The organism is Bacillus sp. X1(2014), from assembly GCF_007678255.1.
The window spans coordinates 89,179-112,503 of record NZ_VEED01000013.1 but is presented as its reverse complement, the minus strand read 5'-3'; the positions used below and the strand labels follow the sequence as shown (position 1 = coordinate 112,503).

Sequence of the window (23,325 nt, the reverse complement as noted above, 5' to 3'; positions counted from 1 at the left end):
CTTACTCCAGACCTTTTTTTAGTTTTTTCAAGGCCATTCGATATTTCCAGAGAACGGTTCCCAAAGGCATCTCCATGATTTTGGCGATTTCTTTATGCTTTAGCCCCGAGATATCCTTCATGATGACGATCTGCCGCTCTCCACTATCCAGGAGTGCAAGGTATTTGGATAACACGATTTTGTCGACAGGGTCCTCAGATATGTACTCCAGGCGTTCAAAATATTGGTCATCAAACCCGGTCAATTCGCGCTTTTTTTTCCGGTAAAGGTCGAGGGCCGTGTTGCGCGTGACCCGAATCAGCCATGCTCTGACATTAGTCACTTGATTATACTTTGAATGCTGGTAAAGTTTGATATACACTTCTTGCAGTACATCCTCGGCCAATTCAAAATCTCTTAAAATCGATAATGCCATCGCAAAAACATGCTTTTTATGGTCAATATATAATTGTTTAAATTCATCCCGGGGATCCACCGGGGTCTTTAATTGATGCAAACTAGTTTGATTCATCTTTGGCCTCCTTTCATATAGTAGACGGCCGACTTTTGTTTTTTATTGGTAAAAAATTTATTATGACAAAAAAAAGTGGTGCCTGACCCCCAGCGTGTTAAAGCTTTAACGCATCAGGGGTCAGGCACCTATTTCGATGTAATTAAAATGCCCAGTTCCCATTTCGGAAAATGGGTTCGATCCTTCCGTCTGGAAGCATTCCATCAATATCCATTTCACGAGAGCCAATCATAAAATCTACGTGTGTCATACTTTCATTCAAACCGACTTTCGCAAGTTCTTCTTTAGACATCGTTTTTCCTTCGTCTAAACAAAACGGAAATCCTTCGCCAATTGCTAAGTGATTTGACGCATTTTCGTCGAAAAGCGTGTTATAAAAAATGGTATTTGATTCTGAAATAGGCGACTGATGCGGAACGAGAGCTATTTCCCCAAGATACCTGCTGCCATCATCTGTTTCAATTAATTGTTTAAGAGTGTCATACCCGTTTTCACAGATGAAATCTACGATTTTACCTTCTTTAAATGTTAAGGTAAAGTTTTCGATAAGGTTTCCTGAGTAACTTAACGGTTTTGTACTTGTAACGACGCCGTTTACCCCGAATTTATTAGGAGAAGTGAACACTTCTTCTGTAGGCATATTCGCTATGAAAAGTGTCCCTTTTTCATTATGATTTCCTGCACTCATCCATTTATGTTTTTCTGGCAGTTCCACGGTTAAATCAGTGCCTGGGGCACGGTAATGTAGTGATTTGTATTTTCGTCCATTTAAATAATTAGCTTTACTATCTAAAGCTGCTATATGTTCTTTCCATGCACCAATTGTATCCTCATGGTCGATTCTGGTTGCAGAAAAAATAGCATCCCATAGCGCATTGATTCGTTCCATTTTATCAATATTCGGGAACACTTTATCGGCCCATGCCTGATTAGGATAGGCAACAATCGTCCAGGCAATTTTATCACTTAACATATAGGTTCGAAACTTGGTAAGGGCTTTACCTGATGCTTTATTAAAATTAGCGATTCGCTCTGGGTCAATTCCATTTAATAAATCAGGGTTTCTTGAATCGATCAAGATAAAGGCACCATTCTTTTCAGCTAGCTCTTCACGCTGCATGACACGGTAGGATGGGAAATCATTAAAAACCTCATCGGCTGCCGATTCATATTTCATTCGGGTTAAAGCGTCATCATTCCATTCATAAATGACTTCGCTTGCACCGATTTCATAGGCTCTTTTTGTTAGTAATTTTACAAGCTCATAACTTTCAATAGAAGCTGAAATAAATAAAATTTGCCCCTTTTGAACATTTGCTCCGATTTCAACTGCCAGAGCAGCATATTTCTCTAATTTTGCTTGAAAAGTTCTCATATCATTTCCCCTTTGTATTAAATTTCTTGCAAATACAAATAATAAAGTTCTTTTAAAATGTATAAATACCTTCAATTCTTAGACGGAATAATACCGATTTTGTTTCTTCTTTATTCAAAAAAGTTAACTCATCTTTGATTCAAGGTGTCTATTGAAATAGCCCCTCTTGTTTATTGAAGACAAATTAGCAAGTTTGACAAAAAAATTAAAGATACCTAATATTAATATTAATCTCTTTATTCAATAGGAAGCAGGTGTTTTCATGCAGTATAGTATTGGAGTTGAATATGGCCTGCATTGCCTTGTTTATTTAATTGATATTCCTCCAGATTCAAGTATAGGAATAAAGGACCTTTCTGCCTTTCAAGGCATTTCAGAGACATATCTCTCAAAAATTTTTGCCAAATTAGCCAAGGCAGGTATCGTAAATTCAGTACCAGGAGTTAAAGGCGGCTATAGATTATCAAGGTCCCCAGATGAAATTTCTTTTTGGGATGTAATTGAAGCAATAGAAGGGAAAAAGCCCATTTTTCAATGCAAAAACATAAAAGATAATGGCCTTCTGGTTCGAGATAACGAAAACTCCAGCTGCTGCTCCGAAACTTCCGCTTGCACCATTAATCTAGTCATGCTTGAGGCCGAAGAAAATATGCGCAATTTTTTACGTAAAAAGACCCTATCATGGCTGAATGAAGAGCTTGATCTTGTTTTATCGAAACAAATACGTCAAGATACACGGGCATATTTTGAGAAGAGCAACAGTTAATCATGACACCCCTTACCCCTCTTTCCCGCAAGTTAAGGGGGTCTTTATCCAATTACCGATAAATTTCAAAAAAAATGCTCCGAAAACATACATCCTATCCCGATTCATTTCCCCTCCTAAACCTATTTCACTTATCTTTTGATAATCCTATATTACAAATCAAGCGCTAATCCCTTTTTAAGGTTAGCGCCCGATTAATGTATAGACATAAAAATTCTATTTTGCTGCAGTTGCGAAATTTCCCATTGAAATCGAGAGTCGATTCCAACTATTAATTTGATTAATCAAAATAATAAGATCTACATAGTCCTTTTCACTAAAGTGAACACGTACTCGATTATAAAGCTCATCAGGTACTCGCTTAGTTGGTACTAACGTCACATGTTCAGTTAGTTCTAATGCTGCTTTTTCAGCATCCGTGTAGAAGTCACAATCTTCCCATGCGCCAACGCAGTATAAACGCTGTTCCGTTTCACCCATTTTTCGAGCATCAGCAGTATGCATATTTATACAAAAAGCACAGCCATTAATTTGAGAAGCTCGGATTTTAATTAGTTCACGAAGTTTACGGTCTATTCCAGTAGTTTTAGTGTACTTCTCCATTTCCATCATTATATTAAGTGCTTCAGGTGCTATATCATAATAATTCATACGAAGTTCCATTTCCATTCCCCCTACAATTATAGATACAATTAATCGTCGATTAACTGTATCTTTAATTTACACCTATAATTAGCTTTTGTCAAACCAGGATTATGGTTGTTGTCCTTAGAATAGACCTTTAAAAACTAAGCCTAGATATGTGGACTGCTAATCTAGTGTTAACAGTTTCCGCTAGGTAAAAAAAGAACCTTGCTTTATTCAACAAGGTTCATTGAGGTATAAAATGAGCACGGGATGGTTCCCGTGCTTCTTTGTTTTGTATATCTACTCATTGGAATAGGAATTCACGGTTAGATTAGTTGAAACAGGAGAACTTTCTTCATACTCCTTAATATTTATAGGATTGTCCACCATCAATTGGAATAACAGTTGCGTTGATGAAGTTGGCTTGATCAGATAGCAGGAATGCTACCAAATAGCCCACTTCTTCTGGTTTACCAAAACGTTTCATTGGGTTTGGCTGAACAAATTGTTTTCCTACTTCTTCCCAGTTGTCTGGATCCATTTGTTTTAATGAACCTTCGACCATTGGTGTCATGATTGCGCCTGGCGCAATGGCTTTGATACTGATTCCGTATTGACCATATTCAATTCCAGAGTTTCTAGTTAAACCTACCACACCGTGCTTACTAGCTGCATAACCTGATTGGTTTCCTACTCCACGAATACCACCAACAGAAGCAGTATTAACAATAGAGCCAAAGCCTTGTTCTCTCATGACTTTCAAAACGTGTTTCATTCCATAAAACACACCATTTAAATTGACACTGACTACTTTTTGAAATTCCTCAATGCCAAAATCCTCTGTTAGGTTTTGTTTTCCTTCGATCCCTGCGTTGTTGAAGAAACCATCGATTTTCCCAAATTTCTCAACCGTTTCATTTACATAGTGTTCAACTGCTTGTTCATCTGCCACATTCGCAGTGATCAACAGCATTTCTGTGTTAGGTGTAACTTCTAACACTTTGTTTTTCGTTTCTTCTAATGAAGCAGCGTTTAAATCAACAAGTGAAAGTTTCGCTCCTTCTTTTGCCACTTGTAAGGCTGAGGCTTGTCCTAAACCAGAACCTGCACCTGTAATTAATACAACTTTTCCATCAAAACGATTACTCATTGGAAATTTCCTCCTCTGTTTTAAGGTCTAAAGCGTATTTTTTGAATTATTTTAAATTTAAATATCTCATATTTGAGATATTTACCTGTGAAATGTCATCTTTTCTACTTAGTTCACATGATTTATTATTGCGCTGTATACCCGCCATCCACAATCAAACTATTACCAGTCATGAATGAAGAATCATCAGATGCCATGAATAGTACTGCTTTTGCCATTTCTTCCGCTTTACCCAGACGTTTCATCGGTGTGACTGCAGCTAAAGCTTGCTTGCTTGCTTCCGGAATAATTGGTGTGTCAATAAAACCAGGGCATAATGAGTTAATACGAATATTTTGTTCTGCATATTCAAGTGCAAGGGAACGAGTTAAGTTAATCACGCCGCCTTTTGCCGCGTTATAGGCTGCTGAACCTGGTGATCCAACCCAACCGTACATAGACGCCGTATTAACAATCGTACCTCCACCTGTTTTTAGCATTTCACGGATGGATTCACGTGCTACTAAAAAGACGCCATCTAAGTCAACATTTACAGTGTTGCGCCATTCTGAATACTCTAATTCATGTGAAGGATGAACACGGCCAATCCCCGCATTGTTGAAGACTACATCCACTTTGCCGAACGTTTCAACGGTTTGTTTAAAGATATTTGCAACTTCTTCTTCACTCGTAATATTTGCTTTTATAAAAAGAGCTTCGGCATTAAGCGCTTTCAACTCTGCCTCAAATGCTTTTCCTTTTTCCTCATTTAAATCAACAAGAACCACTTTGGCTCCTTCTGAAACAAATAAACGTGCTGTTGCTGCCCCAATACCAGATGCTCCACCAGTAATCACAGCTACTTTGTCTTGTAATTTACCCATCTTAAATCCTCCTCGTAGTATCAAGAATTCTTTAGCACATTCTAGAGAAAAATAATAGATAAATCTACTATCTGTGCTTTATTGTTCACAATTTAATTGTACTATTTTGTTCACAATTAACAATCATTAAGATATCATTAAGTGTCTACTGGTTAGACACTTATGCTAAATCTGTCTATATTGAGGAAGGTTTTTTCATGAATAATGAACAAAATACGACGTCTCAACGACAAAATCGGACAAAAGCGCATTTAAAACAAGCATTGATTGAACTTATAAAAGAGAAGGGGTACCATTCCGTTACTGTAAAAGACCTCGTCGATTACGCCGCTTATAATCGTAGTACCTTTTATATCCATTACACAGATAAAATTGAATTAGCTGAGGATTTACTTGTTTCCATGCTTCAGGAATTAGAAGATTCTGTAGGCAAGGCCTATGTACCTGGTCAAAAGGTTAATACAGCTAAGCTAAATGCACCTTCTTTTAATATCGTTTCTTACATCTATAAAAACCAGAGTTTTTTTACATTAATAAACTACGATGACACGCTACCAGGATTGCATACAAGGTTCCCTCAAACAATCTTAAAAATCTATAATGAACAATTTATTTTTGAGACCATCAACAATATCCCAGTTAATATGGATTATTTTAAACGTTATACAGCCTATGGCTTTTATGGCCTCCTTCATACTTGGATCCAAAATGGCTTCAAAGAAACGCCAGAAGATTTTATCCAAGAAGTCATTGATCTAACGAAAACTCATATTCACTCATTTCAATATATTGGACATAACAAATAAATATCTGCACCAGGGCGGAGAAAATATAGCTAGGCTGATTACACTGAAAAAACTCGTAAAAGTCGTTGCTGCTATTGAAAACGAACAGCGAGAAATTTTATGCGCGTTAAGCAACAACAAAGGAGAAGCTGCCGCCACGCCTTCCTTAGCTTCGTTACAATGTAATCCTTTATAATTTTGAAGGAGGTTAGTAAATGATATTGGTGAGTTCGTGTTTAGCAGGTTTGGAAGTGCGATATAACGGAACACATAGTTTAAATATTAAAATTAGGAAACTAGTAGAAGAAAATAAAGCTATTACAATTTGTCCAGAATTACTTGGCGGCTTTTCAACGCCAAGAGCGCCTGCTGAAATCATTGGAGGCAACGGAGAAGATGTACTGGATGGAAAGGCCAAAGTAATGGATCAAACTGGAAAAGATGTTACGCAACTTTACCTAAACGGAGCCTATGCTGCTCTAGAAAAAGCGAAAGAAATAAATGCGACTATTGTGGTTCTTAAGGAAAACAGCCCGTCCTGCGGCAGTTCAATGATTTATAACGGCAAATTTATTGGTAAAAAGATAGAGGGAATGGGAGTTACTTCTGCATTACTAAAAAGAAATGGATTTAAAGTGATTTCTGAGGAACAATTTGCGGAAACCTTTCTTTAAACTTGGAGGTTTCTGATTTCAAGGGGGATATGATTCTGCAAATACTGAAGAATTCAAGTCATCTTATTATTGTCATACACGAAATCTATGGTATTAATCAACATATGGAGAACTTTTGTAATTTATCATCTAATCAAGATTTTGATATGATCTGCCCGAACCTATTAGAGGGAGAACAACCTTTTAATTATTCTGAAGAGGAAATTGCCTACCTACATTTCATGAAGAATGTAGGTTTCTCTGAAGCTGTACACAAAATAAAGAATCTATTGTTAGACGTTAAAATTGAGTACGAAAAGAAATATATTTGATTGGATATAGCGTTGGCGCAACTGTTGCTTGGTTGTGCAGTGAGGAAGACTGTCTGGATGGGGTCATGGCATATTATAGTTCTAGAATTAGAAATTACCAACAGATAGTGCCGCAATGCCCTACGGTTTTATTCTTTCCGGAGGAGGAACCATCCTTTCATGTGGATCAGTTAATTTCAAATCTTGATCAAAAAAATATCGAGATCCATAAATTTAAGGGACAACACGGATTTAGTGACCCATACTCTTCTAAATTTAATGAAAAATCCTCCCAGAATGCCTTCAAAGAAATGTTAAGCTTTTTAAAGAAACATCATTGATAAACTTAAGTAGTTCTAAACTAACTTGCCTTACGTTTTTTTATAACCCGGCCAAGAATACTTCAGTAACAAATCTAAGTAATAATCTACTGTTGCTTCAGGTCCAATACCGCCAACAATTCCAACCTTTTTTATCCTATCAGTCCCCTATAATGTATTAACTTTTTGTTTATGTGAATGAGAATTTTGTTTAGAGTCAATTTTTGAAAAGAATAGTTATCAAAAAACAACCAATGCAGCATCTAACCACCAAAAGTGGTATTATAATGGCTAGTGAAATGTAGAGGAGGGTTATCTTGAAAAAGCTTGTAAAAGTTGTTGCAGCCATTATTGAAAATGAACAGCAAGAAATTCTGTGTGCTCTTAGATCTCCAGAAATGTCGATCCCAAATATGTGGGAGTTTCCCGGAGGAAAAGTGGAGGAGAATGAGGACATTTTCTCTGCACTTGCAAGAGAAATTGATGAAGAACTGGATTGTAAGGTAGAAACATTTAAAGAAGTTTTTAATGACAACACCCATGAATATGACACATTTATTATTAATTTGATCTCAATCAAATGTAGAGTAGTTAAGGGAACACCGACGCCAAGTGAGCATTCCAAGTTAATCTGGTTAAAACGGGAAAACTTAGATTCCCTAAAGTGGGCACCCGCGGATGTTCCTGCAGTTGAGCAATTGATCCAAGAAAAATAGTCTTCTCGATATGAGAAGACTATACTTTAGTCATCCGTACCATTAATAATATAGTTGTAAAGTTTATTTTCAATTGGATTTTCCATTACCAAGTTCATATGAACAACTGGCAGCTTTTTCCCTTTACTATCTTCCATGATTGCCTGTTCGATATTATTTTTATCCGGGGTTGCTTTTCCTAAATAATAAAAATCAGTTCCTTCATCATCATCTTTCTTTACAAAAATATGAAGGTCAATACCTTTTTCTTCAGATTCGATGATTGTTTTAACTTCTTGAGATTCTAACGTTCTATTACTCCTTGTTGACCACTTAAGGACCTCAGGGCTTAGGAATTCTTCCACATAATCTATACTAGATTCGACATCTTCATTTTTGTGATAGGTCACAAAGATTGGACATGTACCGTGTTTTGTTTTGTAGCCATATAAGGTAGAGCTTTCATCGTTAATCCAATTCAAGAGTTTACATGCATCTTTTCTTGAATATTTCTGATAGAGGGTTAGTGGTTCCTCAGATTCGTATAGCTTAGATTTTTCCTTGGTGCTGTTTAGGACATCTGTAACTAGAAAGTTAAAATACGGATTACCCAATAAATTCTCTCGAACCAAATTATTAAATCTAAAGGTACCATCGTCTACTAACATAATAATTGGCTGATTCCCATACTTTTCTTTATAACTTTGTGTAAAAAATTCCAAACTAAATATACGCAAAACTGAAGAAATAGTCTCTTCGTCAACTGGACAATTAAAATGAATTAAATTCTCTATAAAATCATCATATTTTACTGTTTCTTGTTTTAAAAGAAGGTCTAATAGAATAATCTCATGTTTCCTTTTGCCATTTAAGATCTCAGTAGAAAACATAGTTAAAACGCTGTTTTGATACTTCGTCAATAACGGTATTTCTTCCTTTAGCTTTAATAAAAATTGATAATAGTTCGTGTATTTATCGACTATTACTTCAGGGTCAATGGAATGGTTCGTTTCAAAATCATATAAATAAGGAGTTCTGCCAATTCTATTTTTCAACTCAACAAATGCTTCTTTTAAAACTTTTAACGCTGTTAGATTACTGTTGTTAATCGCTTTAAAAATCTGCTTTTTAGCAATTTCCTCAAAATTAATCGTAGATACCCCTTTTATATAGCTCGTATCCTTAATATAGCGACGGATATTATCCTTGTTCTGTGATTTGTCACCTGAAAGTGCAATGGGAATTAAATAGTTATTTTTATAATTTCCAATAAAATCAATGATCGTTACAAAGTCTTTAGTTGAATGTTTACGAAGTCCCCTGCCAAGTTGTTGAATAAAAATGATACTGGATTGGGTTTGTCTTAGCATGACTACCTGATTAACACTAGGAATGTCGATTCCTTCATTAAAAATATCTACAGTAATGATATAGTCTAACAAGCCTTCTTCAAGTTGTTTTACACGACGTTCGCGTTCATCCTGATTGTGATCCCCTACTAAAGCAACTGTTCGTAGCCCTTTCTCATTAAAAGCATCGGCTAATTTCATTGCCTCCTCTTTCCTACTACAAAACATTAACCCTCTTACCTTTTCTCCTGAAAAGCCATAGTAATGGATTTTTTCAAGAATATGATTAACGCGTTCCTCGGTAACAAGCTTTGCTAAAACAGCTGTCTCATCAATTATCTCACCATTATATTCTAGGTCTGTAACTCCAAAATAATGAAAAGGACACAACATATCTTCTTCCAGAGCTTCTTGCAAACGAATTTCATACGCAATGTTATAATCAAAAAGCTCAAAGATATTAAAATCATCCGTACGTTCCGGTGTAGCAGTCATTCCCATTAGAAAACTGGGTTTAAAATAATCAATTACATTTAGATAAGACTTGGCGCCCGCTTTGTGGACCTCATCAATAAGAATATAATCAAACTCTTCAGGGTCAAATTGGGTCAAATAATCATTCTTTGAAATAGTGTGGATTGTGGCAAACAAATATTTTGCATCTGTCTGTTTGGTAGTACCAGAAAGTATTCCAAAATCCGCATCAATTCCTCCAAGTATTCTTTTAAAATCTTCTTTAGCCTTTTGAAGTATTTGTTCCCTGTGCACAATAAAAAGCATCCGTTTTGGTCTAAACCGTCTTACATCAAAAGCAGACAAATACGTTTTACCTGTCCCAGTTGCAGATATGATTAATCCTTTTTTTGCTCCCGCATCGCGAATAGCCTGGATTCCTTGTAATGCCGCTTCTTGCATATTATTCGGTTTAATTTTTAGGGCTTCTTCTATAGTATTAATATTATATTGGGACGGTAATTCTATCACCTGGTCTAAAGCTTTTCTGTTAACAAGAGGGGTATATTTCTTCTCGTACTTTTCAATCCATTCTTCATTTAAAGGACTTGCATCATTCCATACTTCTTCAAATTGAGAATTAAAATGATTAACAATTTCACCGTCTTCATGTGAAGTTAATTTAACATTCCATTCATAATTTACTTTTAAAGCATGGGCTGTTAAATTAGAACTTCCAACAATTAAAGAATAATGGTTTCTTTGATTAAAAATGTATCCTTTTGAATGGAACCCTTCTAAATTAGTCGTCCTAACTTCAACATTTTCAATTTTCATTAGTTCCTTAAAAACTTTTGGTTGATTAAAATTTAGAAAGGTTGAGGTTAAAATGCGACCTTTTACCCCTTTTCGATTAAGGTCAAGAAAATGGGATTTAAGAGTTGCCAGGCCGCTTTCAGTAATAAACGCTACTGAAAAAATAAATGAGTCGCAGCTATCTAATTCATCAAGTAAGGTATTTAATACATTTTCGCCTTTTTTTGCGTTATTCACTAATAACTTCGGCTTATAAATTCCGGTTTTATTATACTTTTGGTCAATAAACCCCTTATGTAAGGAAACTCTTAGATTATCAACAAAATTGCTCATATGATCACCATTCATTACCAATTTATATGTCAATTGTAATACTCACTGATAAGTACTGCAACCTTATATTAGCTTGAATAATTCTATTGCTGTTTTTTAACTGCGTTAAAAAATGTAATTAACTTTGCAGATACACCATTAAGAATGAAGAAAAAAGGACGCCACGTAAGTTGACTTCCATATTAGCTTCCATCACTGGAGCTTTACCTCTTGGTCCTACTGGCCATTCTCTGCTTGCGCTTGGCCATGACCGTAATGGTACTCATGCGTTTCATATTGAGTTGCGTAGTAACCATTCTAAAAGAAGAAAGAAGTATACCGGATAATGTTACATATTAAATTAAGTAGTATGAAAGATTAAATTTTGAAAACCGCCCAGTAGATTAATATAAAAATAGAAAAAACGCTTGAATCCAAAAAAGATTCAAGCGTTTTTTCTATCGGCGTAAAACAGCTTCCAGATTTTTATCCAAGATTTCTTAATTGAAATTTTTTACATAGGGGCGTATTCTATTAAAGTTAGTTTTTTATAGAAAAATAGATGTTAGGCTCAATAATCTAAGGTCTATGAGCCAGCAGTTAGTTCAATTAAACTGAGGGAGAAAAGATCTGATGAAAATAAAATGGTTTTTAATGATGGCAGGCTTAATTATAATTTGGAGTGTCTCTTGGCCAATTTATAAAGTTGCATTAGTATATACCCCTCCTTTGCTTTTTGCCGGGATGAGGTGTTTGTTTGGCGGCGTACTCCTAGGTGCTGTTATTTGGAAAACACGGGACCGGATCCAATGGCGAAAGAATTGGAAAATATATGTCGTCACCGGCACTTTAAATATTGCTTTGTTCTATGGGCTGCAGACTGTGGGGCTTAAATTAGTACCATCAGGCTTATTCTCTGTTATTGTCTATTTTCAACCTATTTTAGTAGGTCTGCTTGCATGGCTATGGTTAGGCGAATCGATGACCCTACCTAAAGTATTGGGCCTAATTCTTGGGTTTCTCGGAGTCATTTCTGTAAGTGCAGAAGGATTTTCCGGCCATGTTTCCATTTTAGGCATTATACTCGGCATATTAACCGCGCTTTCCTGGGCATTAGGTACAGTTTACACCAAAAAAAATTCTCACTCGGTTGATTCTCTTTGGATGGTGGCATTCCAGTGTTTAATTGGGGGATTTTTTCTGATGATAGCCGGACTTTCGTCTGAGAATTGGTCCAGTATTGTTTGGAATGATACATTTATATGGGGTCTTTCCTTTGGTACGATTCTAGGGATTGCGTTATCATGGATTCTCTACGTTATACTTGTGAAAACGGGAGATGCCAGTGTTGTGGCAACATTTACATTCTTGGTTCCAATGCTCGCAGTTATCATCGGAACTGTATTATTAAATGAACCCTTTACGAAACTTTTATTCATAGGAATTGTACTGATCGTGGCCAGTATCTATCTCGTAAATAAGAAGCAAAAGCAGGCGTCGGAACAGATTGTCATTCAAGGGAAAATAGGAGTTTAATACTTATAAAGAAGATACATTCACTTTTAATTCACTAATAAAAGGATAGTGGAGCAGAATAAATGCTCTATCTATCCTTTTTTTGTACACTTTCATGTAACAATCTTCCAGACTTTATTACTGGAACCGCTCTGACTTCTGCAGTGGCTTCTTTTCTTTTTCCAATATGAAGTTCGATTTCTATGAAAAATCTGAGCAGGAGCAATGAAATGGCCTTCACCATGTGATGAAGGCCATTTCTTACACCCAAAAAAACTAGCAGAACCGTCCCTTGGACTATGCCTTATAAATTAATACATAATCCCCCGGTCCAATGAGCGCCACCCCAAGGACTACAGCGATCAAAATAAAGTTATATTCAAAACCGCCTTCAGTCAGCCAAAAGCCATTCTTGCCATGAACGGTGAAGATGGCATCTATCATAACGATAACGATAAGGATTGCACCTAGCCAGGTGAGCAGTCCCGCTGAAAACAGCAGTCCGCCAGCCAATTCGAATAATCCTGCTAAAATCGCCCATGTCTTGCCGCCTGTCTTGATTCCAATCGAACCTAAATATTCACCAAACTTGACTACACCTGGACCGCCAAACCAGCCAAATAATTTTTGGCATCCATGCCCCACAAACGTCATTCCAACCGCCAATCGGATAATCAAGAGCCCTAAATTAATCATTCCTACCCCTTCTTTCAAAGACGATAGCCCAACATTATTAAAGCCGGACAACTAAATATCCCATTTAACTTACTACTTTTTACTGTTGATTTACCCGGGACCGTTTGATAAAGAACGATAGCACTAAAGCTACAAATGCGATTCCGGTTGCAACAATAAAGGCATCATTAATCCCATCAATTGTAGCTTGCTGCATGGTTTGGCCGTAAATTAAATAAGTTGAAAGCTCTTTTCCTGTTGAAACCGGCAGGTTCGTGAAAACTGACAGACCTTGAGCTAACTGCGATAAACTGCTGGTTATAAAAGAATTGGAACTTGAGATTGCATCCCCATACTCACTATAATGGAACCCTTGTCTTGTCGTCATGACTGTAACTAGGAAGGCGGTCCCTATACTTCCAGCGACTTGCCTTGCTGTATTCGAGGCAGCCGTCCCATGAGCGCCAAGGTGACGTGGTAACTGATTCAGTCCTTCTGTCATGACGGTCATCATGATAAAGGACATTCCAAACATCCGCATCACGTATAAAAACAGAATATGGCCATAACTGGTTGTCATACTCAGGCTGGTAAATCCCCATGTGGTAAGTACAGTAATCGCTAATCCAGTAACGGCTAGCCATCTTGCGCCGATTTTATCAAAAAGAGCTCCTGAGATAGGGGACATTATGCCCATCACGATGGCACCCGGAAGCATCAACAGACCTGATTGTAATGCTGTATACCCTCGAATGTTTTGCAGATAAATCGGAAGTAAGATCATGGCGCCAAACATAGCCATGTTAACAATCATACTGATAACCGTTGTTAAGGCGAAAATATCATATTTAAAGACCCGTAAATCAAGCATTGGCTTTTCTGCCGTCAGTTCACGCCAAACAAAACAGATTAAAGAAATTATTCCTATGATTAAGGAGATAACCACTGTTTTGCTGGACCAACCATCATTACCCGCTTCACTGAATCCGTATAACAAGAAACCAAAACCTAGGGTTGAAAATAAAAATCCTGAGAAATCAAATTTAGGATTTGTTACTTTAGTAACGTCCTTCATCCACATGAAGCTAAGAATTAAATCGAGTACACCGATTGGGATAACAATATCAAACAATAACCGCCATGAAAAATGGCCAATGAGCCACCCGGATAATGTTGGACCGATCGCAGGAGCAAATATCATGACAATCCCCATAATCCCCATAGCCTTGCCTCGTTTTTCCGGAGGGAATAAGGCAAAAAATACAGTCATTAACAGGGGCATAATAATACCTGCACCGCAAGCCTGAATGACCCTTCCAATCATGAGCATACTAAAGTTTGCTGACACTGAACAAACTACCGAACCCAATGTAAATAAAAAAATGGCGCTAATGAACAGTTTTCTTGTTCCAAACTTCTCTATTAAAAAAGCCGTTATAGGAATCGCAATTCCGTTTACTAACATATATCCTGTGGAGAGCCATTGTACGGTATTTGCAGAAATACCCAAATCATTCATAATATGAGGAATCGCCACATTCAGTAAAGTTTGATTAAGAATGGCAACAAATGCACCAAGCATTAAAGCCACAAGAATTTTTCCATCTCCTGATTCTTTTCCAGTATCTGAAGAAGATGGTTCTTTCGGCTGAACATCCTCCTGTGCAGATTCCGATTCTGCTTCCATTTCTGCAGAACTTTTCAGCACTTCCTGCGAGGTAATCTCTTCAGCCTTTATGTCCTTGTTTTCATTCAGCGGTAAAATTTGCTCAATCTCCTCATCCTTTATCCCAGAATGAACAGCCTTCTCAATTACCTCTTCATTCATCTTTTCTGTTTGTGCTCTACGCGACTTCCTTTTATTGATGATAATAAAATTTATTAAAAGCAGCAGCAAAAGGCCTAAGACAACATAAGCAGTGATATAAATTAACATGTTATCACCTACTTATGAATCCGTACTGTTACGTTCATACCGGGAACGATGGCTACACCTTTATTATCATCAATAGAAATTTTTACCGGAATCACTTGAGTCACTTTGGTGTAGTTCCCTGTATTATTCGAACTTGGTAAAAGAGAAAATGTTCCAGCCGTCGCTAAACCGATTTGCTGTACTTTTCCTTTTAGCGTGTTATTTGGAAAAGCATCCACATAGATATCGACATCCTGACCGATTGTCACTTCATCAATTTTGGTTTCCTCAATATTTGCTGTAACCCAAAGATTATTAAAATCATATTCTTTCGCTAATGGTGTTCCTGCAGCCACAAATGAATTTTGAACTCCACTATTCTGAACAATCGTTCCGTCTGTTGGCATTATCACCCTCATGTCTATAGGTTTACCTTCTGCATCCGTTGTTTTAATGGCTCCGACTTTAGAATCCTTTGAAAAATGATCACCAAGATTGACTTCCCAATTGGTCAATTTGCCATTGGCCGGAGCCGCAATCGTTACTTGTTGACCTGCTATTTGGGCATTATCCGTCGATAAATAATTTACTACTCCATTATAGTAGGCATATCCTCCGACACCGCCCCCCACTAATATAAGCAGAATAATTATGTTCAATAAGAGCAATTTTTTAGTGCTCATTCATTTTTCCTCCCTTAATGGATGAAACGTTTAAAGAGTACAGTTTCGTGATCTCCAATACATTATTTTGTCCGCCCATCACACTCTCCCTTCTTTTGCTTTCCTTATTTAACTCTGTATAGAGCAGCACTTTCAGAATAAATTATAAATAATCTATTTTTGACCGTCAATAAATAAAATGACATATTGTCATACCGAATATTGACATATAAACATAGGAATATTATCATATTTCTAAATTATATTATGACATGTTATCATTTCAAAAAAGGAGTTCGTCAATGCCAAAGCAAACCTTCTTTAATTTAACAAAAGAAAAACAAGGAGTATTAATAAATGCTGCTAAGAAGGAGTTTTCGAGGGTTCCTTTACATGAGGCATCCATATCGAATATTATCAAGGATGCTGGAATACCCAGGGGAAGTTTCTATCAATATTTTGAAGACTTAGAAGATCTATTCTATTTTTTATTACATGAGCATTCGCAACGAAATTATGAGCGCATGATTGCAATCATCAAAATGAACAATGGAGATTTATTTGAGACCATTGTGGATTGGTTTAAAGGCATTCTTATTATGTTTGAAGAACCAGAAAATCGACAATATTTTAAAAACGCCTTTTTAAATATGAATTATAAAATCGAAAAAACATTTACTCAGAATATGTATGGGGAAAAAAGAAAAAGCAAGTTTTTTGAGATTATCCACTTAATTAACTCCGATAATTTAAACATATCGAATGAGGAAGAACTCTACCACATCTTTAAAATTCTGATGGCCGTTTCGTTTCAAAATCTCGCCCATGCATTCGCGAAAGAGCTTACGATTAATGATGTGATGAAAACTTTTTCGTTAGAGATTGAATTACTAAAAAAAGGTTTTTATAAGGAACCTAAATAAACTTGAGATAAATGAACAAATCTTAGTGTTTAGGATGGAGAATGATGCAAGCTTATGAGATAATGATCAACCCCGTGATAAAAGTAAAGGAAACAGACACAGTTCGTTATGTAATCGAAAGATTCATTGAAAATCGTATCAGTGGACTACCAGTAGTCAACGAAAGAAATGAAATTGTGGGCTATATTAGTGATGGAGATATCATGCGGTATATCGGTAAGCATCAGTATCGATTCATTGATTCCCTCCAATTCGTTACCGTTATCGATGGTGATCATGAAGATTTTGAGCAAAAAATCCAAAAGTTGCTAGAATTAAATGTAATGAGCATTGCCAAAAGAAAGGTTTACAAAGTGTCCTGGGATGAAGACATAGAAACTATCGCTTCAATTTTAGGAAAAAAACAAATAAAAAAACTACCTGTTGAGCGGAACGGAGTATTAGTTGGAATCATTAGCCGAGGCGATGTTATAAGACATTCCTTTAGAACAGTACTTTAACATCTCAAATGGAGAAAGGCTGAAGATCCATCTACAGCCCCTTATTTATGCGCTTGAATTTTCCTTGGACCTGTAATTCTATTAAAAGTACAAGGTCACCGTATACACCCCAAAGTTTTTATTCTGCTTAATTAAAAAATAAGAACCCATCGTCACTGACTTAACTAACACACTCCACAAAAAAGGATGCATTCAAGCATCCTTTTTTTATTAAAGATACGTACGATATGGCGGTGGTCGGTATACAAATATTTAATTCTTACTGATTCCTTTTTTGTATTTAGGTTTATACCGGAAATTCACAAAATGAATGCTAATTCCTACTAGCAGCATTCCGATAATCAGTGGATATGTCACCGTTTCTCCTAAAAATATCACTCCGAGAAGAACAGCAACAATAGGAACGAGAAACGTATAGGAACCAACTTTGCTTGCCTTACCAGCATTGACAAGACTGTAGTATAGGATATATGCCAATGGTATGCCAATGGTCGCACCGAAGCCCAGGCCAGATATGTAAAATCGATTCCATTCGATGGCAGACCAACTTTCGAACACTGATCCGATACCTAGGAGGAATATACCGCCGATGATACATTGTAGCGCCACCATCCAAAACGAATCTACTTCTCTGCTTACTTTCTTAACGTAGATCACTCCGAACGCCCAACTTACAGCAGTTAGTAACCCGAGCATAACTCCGATTGGTGATATATGAACTGCCAGACCATCCACACTAACGACCGCTATCCCTACAAATCCTAGCAGCAAACCAAGTATTTGGACTGGCGATAAATATTCACCAAGTAACAGCCAAGCGAAAAGGCCCAGTAAAATTGGTTGAAAATAGACAAGAACGGAAAACAATCCACCCGGTAAATAGAGCAATCCTGCCGTCTGAAGCCCGAAAAAAAGGATCGTATTAAAGAAAGCTGCTATAAAGTACTTCTGCCAATTTTTCCGCCAATTTATCGCTTTCCTTGTCTTCCAAATAATAACTGTCAGCAGGATTCCTCCTAAAAGTGCACGCAGTCCTGCATAAAGCAATGGCGGTGAGTAGGGTACCGCTAATTTATTGATTGGCCAGCTTGCGCCCCAAATTAAAATAAGGACGAGAAGCGCAGCAGTTGATTTTGTAAACACCATCTACATCCCCTTTTTAACGACAAAAAGCATGTCGAAATTGTAACTGCAAAGTCCGAAGAGACGATGCACTAATGCATCGCCTCACTTTAGTAAGATAATTTGCACACCCTACTTTTAGAGTTACATTTCTATTTTACTATAAAAATATTACTAATACGTTTTATAAAACACTCAATTCTTCATCCTTTATATCACTGATGAACATGCATCCTGGTGCATGCGTAATCATGATCGAGGGCTTACTTTCCATCGCAACCGCTTGAGGAGTTACACCACATGCCCAAAATACTGGAATCTCCCCTTGTTTAAATGGTACAGCATCTCCAAAATCAGGTTTTGAAATATCCTTGATGCCAATTATGCTAGGATCCCCAATATGGATTGGTGCACCGTGTACTGCTGGAAAACGCGAAGTAATCTGAACGGCACGGATTGCATCCTCTGGTGTCATTGGCCGCATACTAACAACTGTCGGACCCTCAAACATACCCGCTTTTTGGCAATTAATATTCGTTTTGTACATCGGAACGTTACAGTTTTCTTCGATATGTCTGATTGGAATACCGCCCTCAAGGAGTGGTGTTTCAAATGTAAAGCTACAGCCTAACAGGAAGCCAACCATATCGTCTTCCCAGTACTCAGTAATATCTGCGACTTCTTCTGTAAAAACACCGTCTCGGTAAATACGATATTTCGGGATGTCTTTACGAATATCTGCACTTTTGGCAATCATTGCAGGAACATAGGAGCCAGGCTCCGTCACGTCCAATAAAGGACATGGCTTCGGATTCCGCTGGCAAAAAAGCAAAAAGTCAAAGGCATGCTCTTTTTTTAAGATAACCAAATTCGCTTGTGTATTCCCTTTTGACATTCCTGCCGTCGGTCCAGTAATCTCTTGCTTCCGAATCAACTCTCTTATTTCTTGCGGCTCCAACATTTCATAATTCCCCATTAAGCTACCTCCCATATTGGATTCTTATAAAATTACTTAAAAACTAATGGTAATTGTTCAATCAATGTCACTACACTTAAATAGCCCATGACCACCACCACAAAACCGCCCGTAATCGTCAACCATAGCGGATGCTTATACTCACCAACAATACTTTTCTTGTATGCAGCAACTAATAATGTACCTAAACCTATTGGCAAAATAAGGGCATTCAACGCTCCAACAATAAGCAAGATCGTTACTGGTTTTCCAACAACGGCAAACGTGGCTGTTGAAATAACGATAAATGCTATAATGATCCAATTTTGGTATTTCTCAATGGCAGGATGAAATGTGCGGATAAATGAAACCGACGTATACGCCGCCCCTACAACAGATGTTACCGCCGCAGCCCACATGATTACACCAAACATACGATAACCGACATTACCTGCAGCTAGTTGGAACACAGAAGCTGGCGGATTCGCTGGATCAATCGCTAGTCCTTTTGTTACAACCCCAAGAACAGCCAAGAATAATGCCACACGCATAATACCAGTAACGAGAATCCCTGTAACAGAGCTTTTCGTCACTGCTGGCAATGCTTCAACACCTTTGATACCCGCGTCTAATAGACGGTGTCCGCCTGCAAACGTAATATATCCTCCTACCGTACCTCCAACAAGCGTAACGATCGCAAACATGCTAATCTTTTCCGGCATAACCGTATTCACAATCGCCTCTCCAACTGGCGGTGCAGTCGTGAATGCCACGTACAGCATGAGGAGGATCATTACTAACCCTGCAGCCTGAGCGAATTTGTCCATCGCTTTACCTGCTTCTTTCACGACAAAAATAAAGATTGCTAACAGTGCACTAATAACGGCACCTGTAACTGGATCCCAGCCAAGCATGGCATTCAGACCCAATCCAGCTCCACCTACGTTTCCGATATTAAATGCCAAACCGCCAATTACAATAAGTATGGCCAAAACAACTCCGAGTCCAGGGAACACTTTGTTGGCAATCTCTTGCCCGCGCAACCCTGAAACGGCAATGATTCTCCAAATGTTCATTTGCGAAAAGATATCTAGTAATAATGAAATTAAAATAACAAATGCAAAACTTGCAGCCAATTGTTGTGTAAATACAGTCGTTTGTGTCAAAAATCCAGGTCCAATCGATGATGTCGCCATTAAAAACGCTGCACCGAGTAAGACACTTCTACTTACCTTCTTTTTCCCTGTCACTTTGGCATTTTCTTGTATAACATCAAATTTAGGATTTTCCATATTAAACCTCCAAGTTAGAGATTGCAGTTACAGTAATATTCTTCTTATCTAATGTTTCGTTAATATATTTTGCAAAGGCTAATGCGTGTGCTCCATCACCATGAATACAAATGGTATCTGCACGAAGCGAAACTTCTGTTTTTTGCTGAGATATTACTTTTCCTTCTGTCACCATTTTCACAATTTGCGCGACCGATTGTTCTTGATCGGTAATCATCGCATCCTTCTGTGAACGCGACGTCAAAGACCCGTCGGCTTGGTACGTGCGATCTGCAAATACCTCATGTGCCGTTCGTAAACCGATCTTCTCTCCTGCCTTTGTCAATTCACTGCCGGCAAGGCCGAATAATATCAATGAGGGAGATACATCATAAACCGCTTGTGCAATGGCTTCGGCAAGTTTTGGATCCTTTGCCGCCATATTGTACAAAGCACCATGGGGTTTGACATGCTGCATTTTTTCATTGAACGTCATTAAAAACCCCTGCAATGCCCCAATTTGATACACGACCATGTCATATCCTTCTTGAGGAGTAATCGCCATTTCCCTTCGCCCGAATCCGTTTAAATCTGGCAAACCAGGATGAGCTCCAATTTTGACACCATTGGAAATGGCCATCTTCACCGTTTCTCTCATAACACTTGGATCTCCACCATGAAAACCACAAGCAATATTTGCAGATGTAACGTATTTCAATATTTCTTCCTGTTCCCCAAGCTTGTACCGGCCAAAACTCTCCCCTAAATCACAATTCAAATCCACTTGAAACATATTTCTCCCCTCCATTGATCACTCGTCTACTGATTAAGTGCTTTTATATGTTCCGTATTTCGGAACTTTAGTTTTGAAACTTAAACCCATTCTAGCATAAATATTTTTAGTTGAATATATAGTTTGCAAAATTATATGAAAATTGTAAATATCATAATATTCTATATTTCTAGACTTGCTTTTAAATTTGAATGTAAACTATAATATTTGTAATATCCGTTTAACAGAACTTAAGTACCGAAATTCGAAACTTCGAGGAGCTGTTTATTATGGCCCATCAGAAAAATAATACGAACATAAGGCCTTTAGGGGATTCTGCGCTAGTCATTCAGTTAGGCGACGGAATCAGCCCAGCCATCCATGAAAAAGTGAAAAACCTTTCCAACTTATTAGAAAAAGAGCCATTTACAGGATTGATAGAATCTGTGCCTTCTTATAATAGTTTGACAATATATTACAATCCTGTTGCCGTCTATTTGTCCCGCACAGACAAAGAAGCATCAAGTCCTTACAAAAAAGTCAGCTCTTTTATATTAGCGTTACTGGATAAATTAGGGACTACTGAAACACCCGAACAACGGCTGATAACAATCCCAGTCCTGTACGGAGGAGAGTTTGGTCCAGATTTGGAGTATGTAGCAAGTTATCATGGACTTTCTGTTGAACAGGTAATTCAAATTCATTCTTCAAATGATTACTTAGTTTATATGATTGGCTTTGCACCGGGGTTTCCGTTCATGGGTGGAATGGATGAAAGAATTGCCACACCACGTAAGGATTCACCCCGTCTTGCCATCGCGCCGGGATCTGTTGGAATTGCTGGTAAACAAACAGGCATCTACCCGCTGGAAACACCCGGGGGATGGCAAATTATCGGCCGTACTCCGCTTGATTTGTTTCTTCCAGAACTTTCACCTCCAACGATGTTACAGTCTGGAGATAGAATCCGCTATGTACCGATAACGCCTGAAGAGTATGCTGCCTATAAGGAGATGAAACAATGAGCATTAAAGTGCTTCATCCTGGATTATTGACTACGATTCAAGATTTAGGGAGATACGGCTCACAAAAATTTGGGGTAATCGTCAGTGGAGCTATGGATCCTATTTCTCTTAGAATTGCAAATTTACTTGTCGGAAATGACGAAGGCGAAGGAGCACTTGAAATTACGCTTTTTGGGACAACTCTTCAATTTGATTCTGATGAGTTAGTTGCCATTACAGGAGGAGACCTGCAGCCTACCATCGACGGAGAAATAGCACCCATGTGGCGGCCGGTCCTGATTCGCAAAGGATCTATTTTACAATTTAAATCCGCAATTAATGGGTGCAGGGCCTACGTGGCATTCGCCGGCGGAATAGAGGTTCCTGAAGTTATGGGAAGTAAAAGCACTTATCTTCGTGCTGCTATTGGAGGACTTCAAGGCAGAGCATTACAAAAAGGGGATGTGTTCGAATGTGGAGACCTCAATCTACTAAGTCAGACATTCGTTCATCAGCTAGAAAGAATGTCTACCCATTTTAAATGGTTTGTAAACTATACAGAATTTTTGACATTCAATAAAACACAAACAATTAGGGTTTTACATGGTGCTGAGTTCGATCGTTTCGATAGAGACGGTCAACAAACTTTTTTTTCAAAGCACTATAGATTAACAACTCAAGCTGATCGGATGGGCTATCGGTTGGAAGGCGAATCACTCAGCTTATCAGAAAAATTTGAGTTGTTATCAGAAGGGGTCACATACGGTACCATTCAAGTCCCTTCAAACGGACAACCCATTATTTTAATGGTTGATCGACAAACGACAGGAGGATATCCAAAAATCGGTCAGGTCATTTCTACTGATCTACCTTGTTTAGCACAGATGCAGCCAAACGCTAACATCCAATTCAAGGAAGTTTCGCTTGAACAAGCAGAATTAGAATTAATAAAGCAAGAGCAGATGCTACGGAAATTATCGATGGGCATTCATTTTAAAGCATTTCATAAATGAGAGGACATGAAC

The 23,325-nt window shown here is 37.7% G+C and carries 25 protein-coding genes; 12 read left to right on the top strand and 13 right to left on the bottom strand.

The genetic code is table 11. The features are described from left to right. Nucleotide 1: 1 nt before the first annotated feature. On the bottom strand, nt 2-511 hold the full coding sequence (locus tag FS608_RS21005; protein ID WP_144554541.1) for an RNA polymerase sigma factor: 510 nt from the start codon (nt 509-511) through the stop codon (nt 2-4). 142 nt (nt 512-653) lie between these two features. Beyond that, a complete protein-coding gene (locus FS608_RS21000; RefSeq protein ID WP_144554540.1) occupies nt 654-1,886 on the bottom strand; it encodes an aminopeptidase in 1,233 nt (410 codons plus the stop codon). A gap of 262 nt (nt 1,887-2,148) precedes the next feature. On the opposite strand from FS608_RS21000, the gene FS608_RS20995 reads away from it, so the two are divergent. Then, a complete protein-coding gene (locus FS608_RS20995) occupies nt 2,149-2,652 on the top strand; it encodes an RrF2 family transcriptional regulator (protein WP_144554539.1) in 504 nt (167 codons plus the stop codon). Between the two features lie 216 nt (nt 2,653-2,868). On the opposite strand, the gene FS608_RS20990 is transcribed toward FS608_RS20995, so the two are convergent. The 3 genes from FS608_RS20990 to FS608_RS20980 form a co-directional block, all read right to left on the bottom strand. After that, complete coding sequence (locus FS608_RS20990) at nt 2,869-3,315, bottom strand: carboxymuconolactone decarboxylase family protein (protein ID WP_144554538.1); 447 nt, start codon at nt 3,313-3,315, stop codon at nt 2,869-2,871. 328 nt (nt 3,316-3,643) lie between these two features. Next, nucleotides 3,644-4,429 (bottom strand): SDR family oxidoreductase, encoded by a 786-nt coding sequence (locus FS608_RS20985; protein ID WP_144554537.1) that lies wholly within the window; start codon nt 4,427-4,429, stop codon nt 3,644-3,646. A 125-nt stretch (nt 4,430-4,554) separates the two neighbouring features. Further along, nucleotides 4,555-5,292, bottom strand: a complete 738-nt coding sequence (locus FS608_RS20980; protein ID WP_144554536.1) for an SDR family NAD(P)-dependent oxidoreductase — start codon at nt 5,290-5,292, stop codon at nt 4,555-4,557. 197 nt (nt 5,293-5,489) lie between these two features. On the opposite strand from FS608_RS20980, the gene FS608_RS20975 reads away from it, so the two are divergent. From FS608_RS20975 to FS608_RS20960, 5 genes are all read left to right on the top strand, one after another. Continuing rightward, complete coding sequence (locus FS608_RS20975; protein WP_144554535.1) at nt 5,490-6,098, top strand: TetR/AcrR family transcriptional regulator; 609 nt, start codon at nt 5,490-5,492, stop codon at nt 6,096-6,098. A 194-nt stretch (nt 6,099-6,292) separates the two neighbouring features. After that, nucleotides 6,293-6,751 (top strand): 2-thiouracil desulfurase family protein, encoded by a 459-nt coding sequence (locus FS608_RS20970; protein ID WP_144554534.1) that lies wholly within the window; start codon nt 6,293-6,295, stop codon nt 6,749-6,751. A 29-nt stretch (nt 6,752-6,780) separates the two neighbouring features. Further along, nucleotides 6,781-7,062, top strand: a complete 282-nt coding sequence (locus FS608_RS31665) for a dienelactone hydrolase family protein (protein ID WP_313958726.1) — start codon at nt 6,781-6,783, stop codon at nt 7,060-7,062. Then, on the top strand, nt 7,059-7,382 hold the full coding sequence (locus FS608_RS31660) for a dienelactone hydrolase family protein (RefSeq protein ID WP_313958725.1): 324 nt from the start codon (nt 7,059-7,061) through the stop codon (nt 7,380-7,382). Before FS608_RS31665 ends, FS608_RS31660 begins: the two co-directional genes overlap by 4 nt. A gap of 296 nt (nt 7,383-7,678) precedes the next feature. Then, nucleotides 7,679-8,077 carry a (deoxy)nucleoside triphosphate pyrophosphohydrolase gene (locus FS608_RS20960; protein WP_144554533.1) on the top strand — a complete coding sequence of 133 codons (399 nt, stop codon included), beginning with the start codon at nt 7,679-7,681 and terminating at the stop codon, nt 8,075-8,077. A 26-nt stretch (nt 8,078-8,103) separates the two neighbouring features. Here the strand turns inward: FS608_RS20960 and FS608_RS20955 are convergent, their stop codons facing one another. After that, nucleotides 8,104-11,007 carry a DEAD/DEAH box helicase gene (locus FS608_RS20955; protein WP_144554575.1) on the bottom strand — a complete coding sequence of 968 codons (2,904 nt, stop codon included), beginning with the start codon at nt 11,005-11,007 and terminating at the stop codon, nt 8,104-8,106. Nucleotides 11,008-11,177: 170 nt separating this feature from the next. Between FS608_RS20955 and FS608_RS30450 the strand changes: the two genes are divergently transcribed. Continuing rightward, the gene (locus FS608_RS30450) at nt 11,178-11,333 is read left to right on the top strand and encodes a hypothetical protein (RefSeq protein ID WP_186328834.1); all 156 of its coding nucleotides are present in this window, start codon (nt 11,178-11,180) and stop codon (nt 11,331-11,333) included. Between the two features lie 286 nt (nt 11,334-11,619). Beyond that, nucleotides 11,620-12,522: a DMT family transporter gene (locus tag FS608_RS20950; RefSeq protein WP_144554532.1), complete on the top strand. Its 903-nt coding sequence runs from the start codon at nt 11,620-11,622 to the stop codon at nt 12,520-12,522. Between the two features lie 276 nt (nt 12,523-12,798). Here the strand turns inward: FS608_RS20950 and FS608_RS20945 are convergent, their stop codons facing one another. The 3 genes from FS608_RS20945 to FS608_RS20935 form a co-directional block, all read right to left on the bottom strand. Beyond that, complete coding sequence (locus FS608_RS20945) at nt 12,799-13,197, bottom strand: DoxX family protein (protein ID WP_144554531.1); 399 nt, start codon at nt 13,195-13,197, stop codon at nt 12,799-12,801. Between the two features lie 79 nt (nt 13,198-13,276). After that, complete coding sequence (locus tag FS608_RS20940; RefSeq protein ID WP_144554530.1) at nt 13,277-15,112, bottom strand: DHA2 family efflux MFS transporter permease subunit; 1,836 nt, start codon at nt 15,110-15,112, stop codon at nt 13,277-13,279. Between the two features lie 8 nt (nt 15,113-15,120). Beyond that, on the bottom strand, nt 15,121-15,774 hold the full coding sequence (locus FS608_RS20935) for an HlyD family secretion protein (protein ID WP_144554529.1): 654 nt from the start codon (nt 15,772-15,774) through the stop codon (nt 15,121-15,123). 281 nt (nt 15,775-16,055) lie between these two features. Between FS608_RS20935 and FS608_RS20930 the strand changes: the two genes are divergently transcribed. Further along, complete coding sequence (locus FS608_RS20930) at nt 16,056-16,676, top strand: TetR/AcrR family transcriptional regulator (RefSeq protein WP_144554528.1); 621 nt, start codon at nt 16,056-16,058, stop codon at nt 16,674-16,676. A gap of 44 nt (nt 16,677-16,720) precedes the next feature. Beyond that, nucleotides 16,721-17,176, top strand: coding sequence for a CBS domain-containing protein (locus FS608_RS20925; protein ID WP_144554527.1), 456 nt, complete (start codon nt 16,721-16,723; stop codon nt 17,174-17,176). Nucleotides 17,177-17,428: 252 nt separating this feature from the next. Here the strand turns inward: FS608_RS20925 and FS608_RS20920 are convergent, their stop codons facing one another. The 4 genes from FS608_RS20920 to FS608_RS20905 form a co-directional block, all read right to left on the bottom strand. After that, nucleotides 17,429-18,322, bottom strand: coding sequence for a DMT family transporter (locus FS608_RS20920; RefSeq protein WP_144554526.1), 894 nt, complete (start codon nt 18,320-18,322; stop codon nt 17,429-17,431). A gap of 160 nt (nt 18,323-18,482) precedes the next feature. Then, nucleotides 18,483-19,274 carry a putative hydro-lyase gene (locus FS608_RS20915; protein WP_144554525.1) on the bottom strand — a complete coding sequence of 264 codons (792 nt, stop codon included), beginning with the start codon at nt 19,272-19,274 and terminating at the stop codon, nt 18,483-18,485. A 32-nt stretch (nt 19,275-19,306) separates the two neighbouring features. Beyond that, a complete protein-coding gene (locus tag FS608_RS20910; RefSeq protein ID WP_144554524.1) occupies nt 19,307-20,545 on the bottom strand; it encodes an NRAMP family divalent metal transporter in 1,239 nt (412 codons plus the stop codon). 1 nt (nt 20,546) lies between these two features. Then, complete coding sequence (locus FS608_RS20905; RefSeq protein WP_144554523.1) at nt 20,547-21,317, bottom strand: LamB/YcsF family protein; 771 nt, start codon at nt 21,315-21,317, stop codon at nt 20,547-20,549. A gap of 269 nt (nt 21,318-21,586) precedes the next feature. Here FS608_RS20905 and pxpB point away from each other — a divergent pair, with 269 nt between their 5' ends. Both pxpB and FS608_RS20895 read left to right on the top strand, forming a co-directional pair. Next, nucleotides 21,587-22,321 (top strand): 5-oxoprolinase subunit PxpB, encoded by a 735-nt coding sequence (gene pxpB, locus FS608_RS20900; protein WP_144554522.1) that lies wholly within the window; start codon nt 21,587-21,589, stop codon nt 22,319-22,321. Next, a complete protein-coding gene (locus FS608_RS20895; protein WP_144554521.1) occupies nt 22,318-23,313 on the top strand; it encodes a 5-oxoprolinase subunit C family protein in 996 nt (331 codons plus the stop codon). The genes pxpB and FS608_RS20895 overlap by 4 nt, the downstream gene beginning before the upstream one ends. Nucleotides 23,314-23,325: the final 12 nt, after the last annotated feature.

What these genes read in the sequence shown, in the direction of transcription:
- FS608_RS21005 (WP_144554541.1), bottom strand. Translation starts at nt 511, where the DNA reads ATGAATCAAACTAGTTTGCATCAATTAAAGACCCCGGTGGATCCCCGG.
- FS608_RS21000 (WP_144554540.1), bottom strand. Translation starts at nt 1,886, where the DNA reads ATGAGAACTTTTCAAGCAAAATTAGAGAAATATGCTGCTCTGGCAGTT.
- FS608_RS20995 (WP_144554539.1), top strand. Translation starts at nt 2,149, where the DNA reads ATGCAGTATAGTATTGGAGTTGAATATGGCCTGCATTGCCTTGTTTAT.
- FS608_RS20990 (WP_144554538.1), bottom strand. Translation starts at nt 3,315, where the DNA reads ATGGAACTTCGTATGAATTATTATGATATAGCACCTGAAGCACTTAAT.
- FS608_RS20985 (WP_144554537.1), bottom strand. Translation starts at nt 4,429, where the DNA reads ATGAGTAATCGTTTTGATGGAAAAGTTGTATTAATTACAGGTGCAGGT.
- FS608_RS20980 (WP_144554536.1), bottom strand. Translation starts at nt 5,292, where the DNA reads ATGGGTAAATTACAAGACAAAGTAGCTGTGATTACTGGTGGAGCATCT.
- FS608_RS20975 (WP_144554535.1), top strand. Translation starts at nt 5,490, where the DNA reads ATGAATAATGAACAAAATACGACGTCTCAACGACAAAATCGGACAAAA.
- FS608_RS20970 (WP_144554534.1), top strand. Translation starts at nt 6,293, where the DNA reads ATGATATTGGTGAGTTCGTGTTTAGCAGGTTTGGAAGTGCGATATAAC.
- FS608_RS31665 (WP_313958726.1), top strand. Translation starts at nt 6,781, where the DNA reads ATGATTCTGCAAATACTGAAGAATTCAAGTCATCTTATTATTGTCATA.
- FS608_RS20955 (WP_144554575.1), bottom strand. Translation starts at nt 11,007, where the DNA reads ATGAGCAATTTTGTTGATAATCTAAGAGTTTCCTTACATAAGGGGTTT.
- FS608_RS20950 (WP_144554532.1), top strand. Translation starts at nt 11,620, where the DNA reads ATGAAAATAAAATGGTTTTTAATGATGGCAGGCTTAATTATAATTTGG.
- FS608_RS20945 (WP_144554531.1), bottom strand. Translation starts at nt 13,197, where the DNA reads ATGATTAATTTAGGGCTCTTGATTATCCGATTGGCGGTTGGAATGACG.
- FS608_RS20940 (WP_144554530.1), bottom strand. Translation starts at nt 15,112, where the DNA reads ATGTTAATTTATATCACTGCTTATGTTGTCTTAGGCCTTTTGCTGCTG.
- FS608_RS20935 (WP_144554529.1), bottom strand. Translation starts at nt 15,774, where the DNA reads ATGAGCACTAAAAAATTGCTCTTATTGAACATAATTATTCTGCTTATA.
- FS608_RS20930 (WP_144554528.1), top strand. Translation starts at nt 16,056, where the DNA reads ATGCCAAAGCAAACCTTCTTTAATTTAACAAAAGAAAAACAAGGAGTA.
- FS608_RS20925 (WP_144554527.1), top strand. Translation starts at nt 16,721, where the DNA reads ATGCAAGCTTATGAGATAATGATCAACCCCGTGATAAAAGTAAAGGAA.
- FS608_RS20920 (WP_144554526.1), bottom strand. Translation starts at nt 18,322, where the DNA reads ATGGTGTTTACAAAATCAACTGCTGCGCTTCTCGTCCTTATTTTAATT.
- FS608_RS20915 (WP_144554525.1), bottom strand. Translation starts at nt 19,274, where the DNA reads ATGGGGAATTATGAAATGTTGGAGCCGCAAGAAATAAGAGAGTTGATT.
- FS608_RS20910 (WP_144554524.1), bottom strand. Translation starts at nt 20,545, where the DNA reads ATGGAAAATCCTAAATTTGATGTTATACAAGAAAATGCCAAAGTGACA.
- FS608_RS20905 (WP_144554523.1), bottom strand. Translation starts at nt 21,317, where the DNA reads ATGTTTCAAGTGGATTTGAATTGTGATTTAGGGGAGAGTTTTGGCCGG.
- pxpB (WP_144554522.1), top strand. Translation starts at nt 21,587, where the DNA reads ATGGCCCATCAGAAAAATAATACGAACATAAGGCCTTTAGGGGATTCT.
- FS608_RS20895 (WP_144554521.1), top strand. Translation starts at nt 22,318, where the DNA reads ATGAGCATTAAAGTGCTTCATCCTGGATTATTGACTACGATTCAAGAT.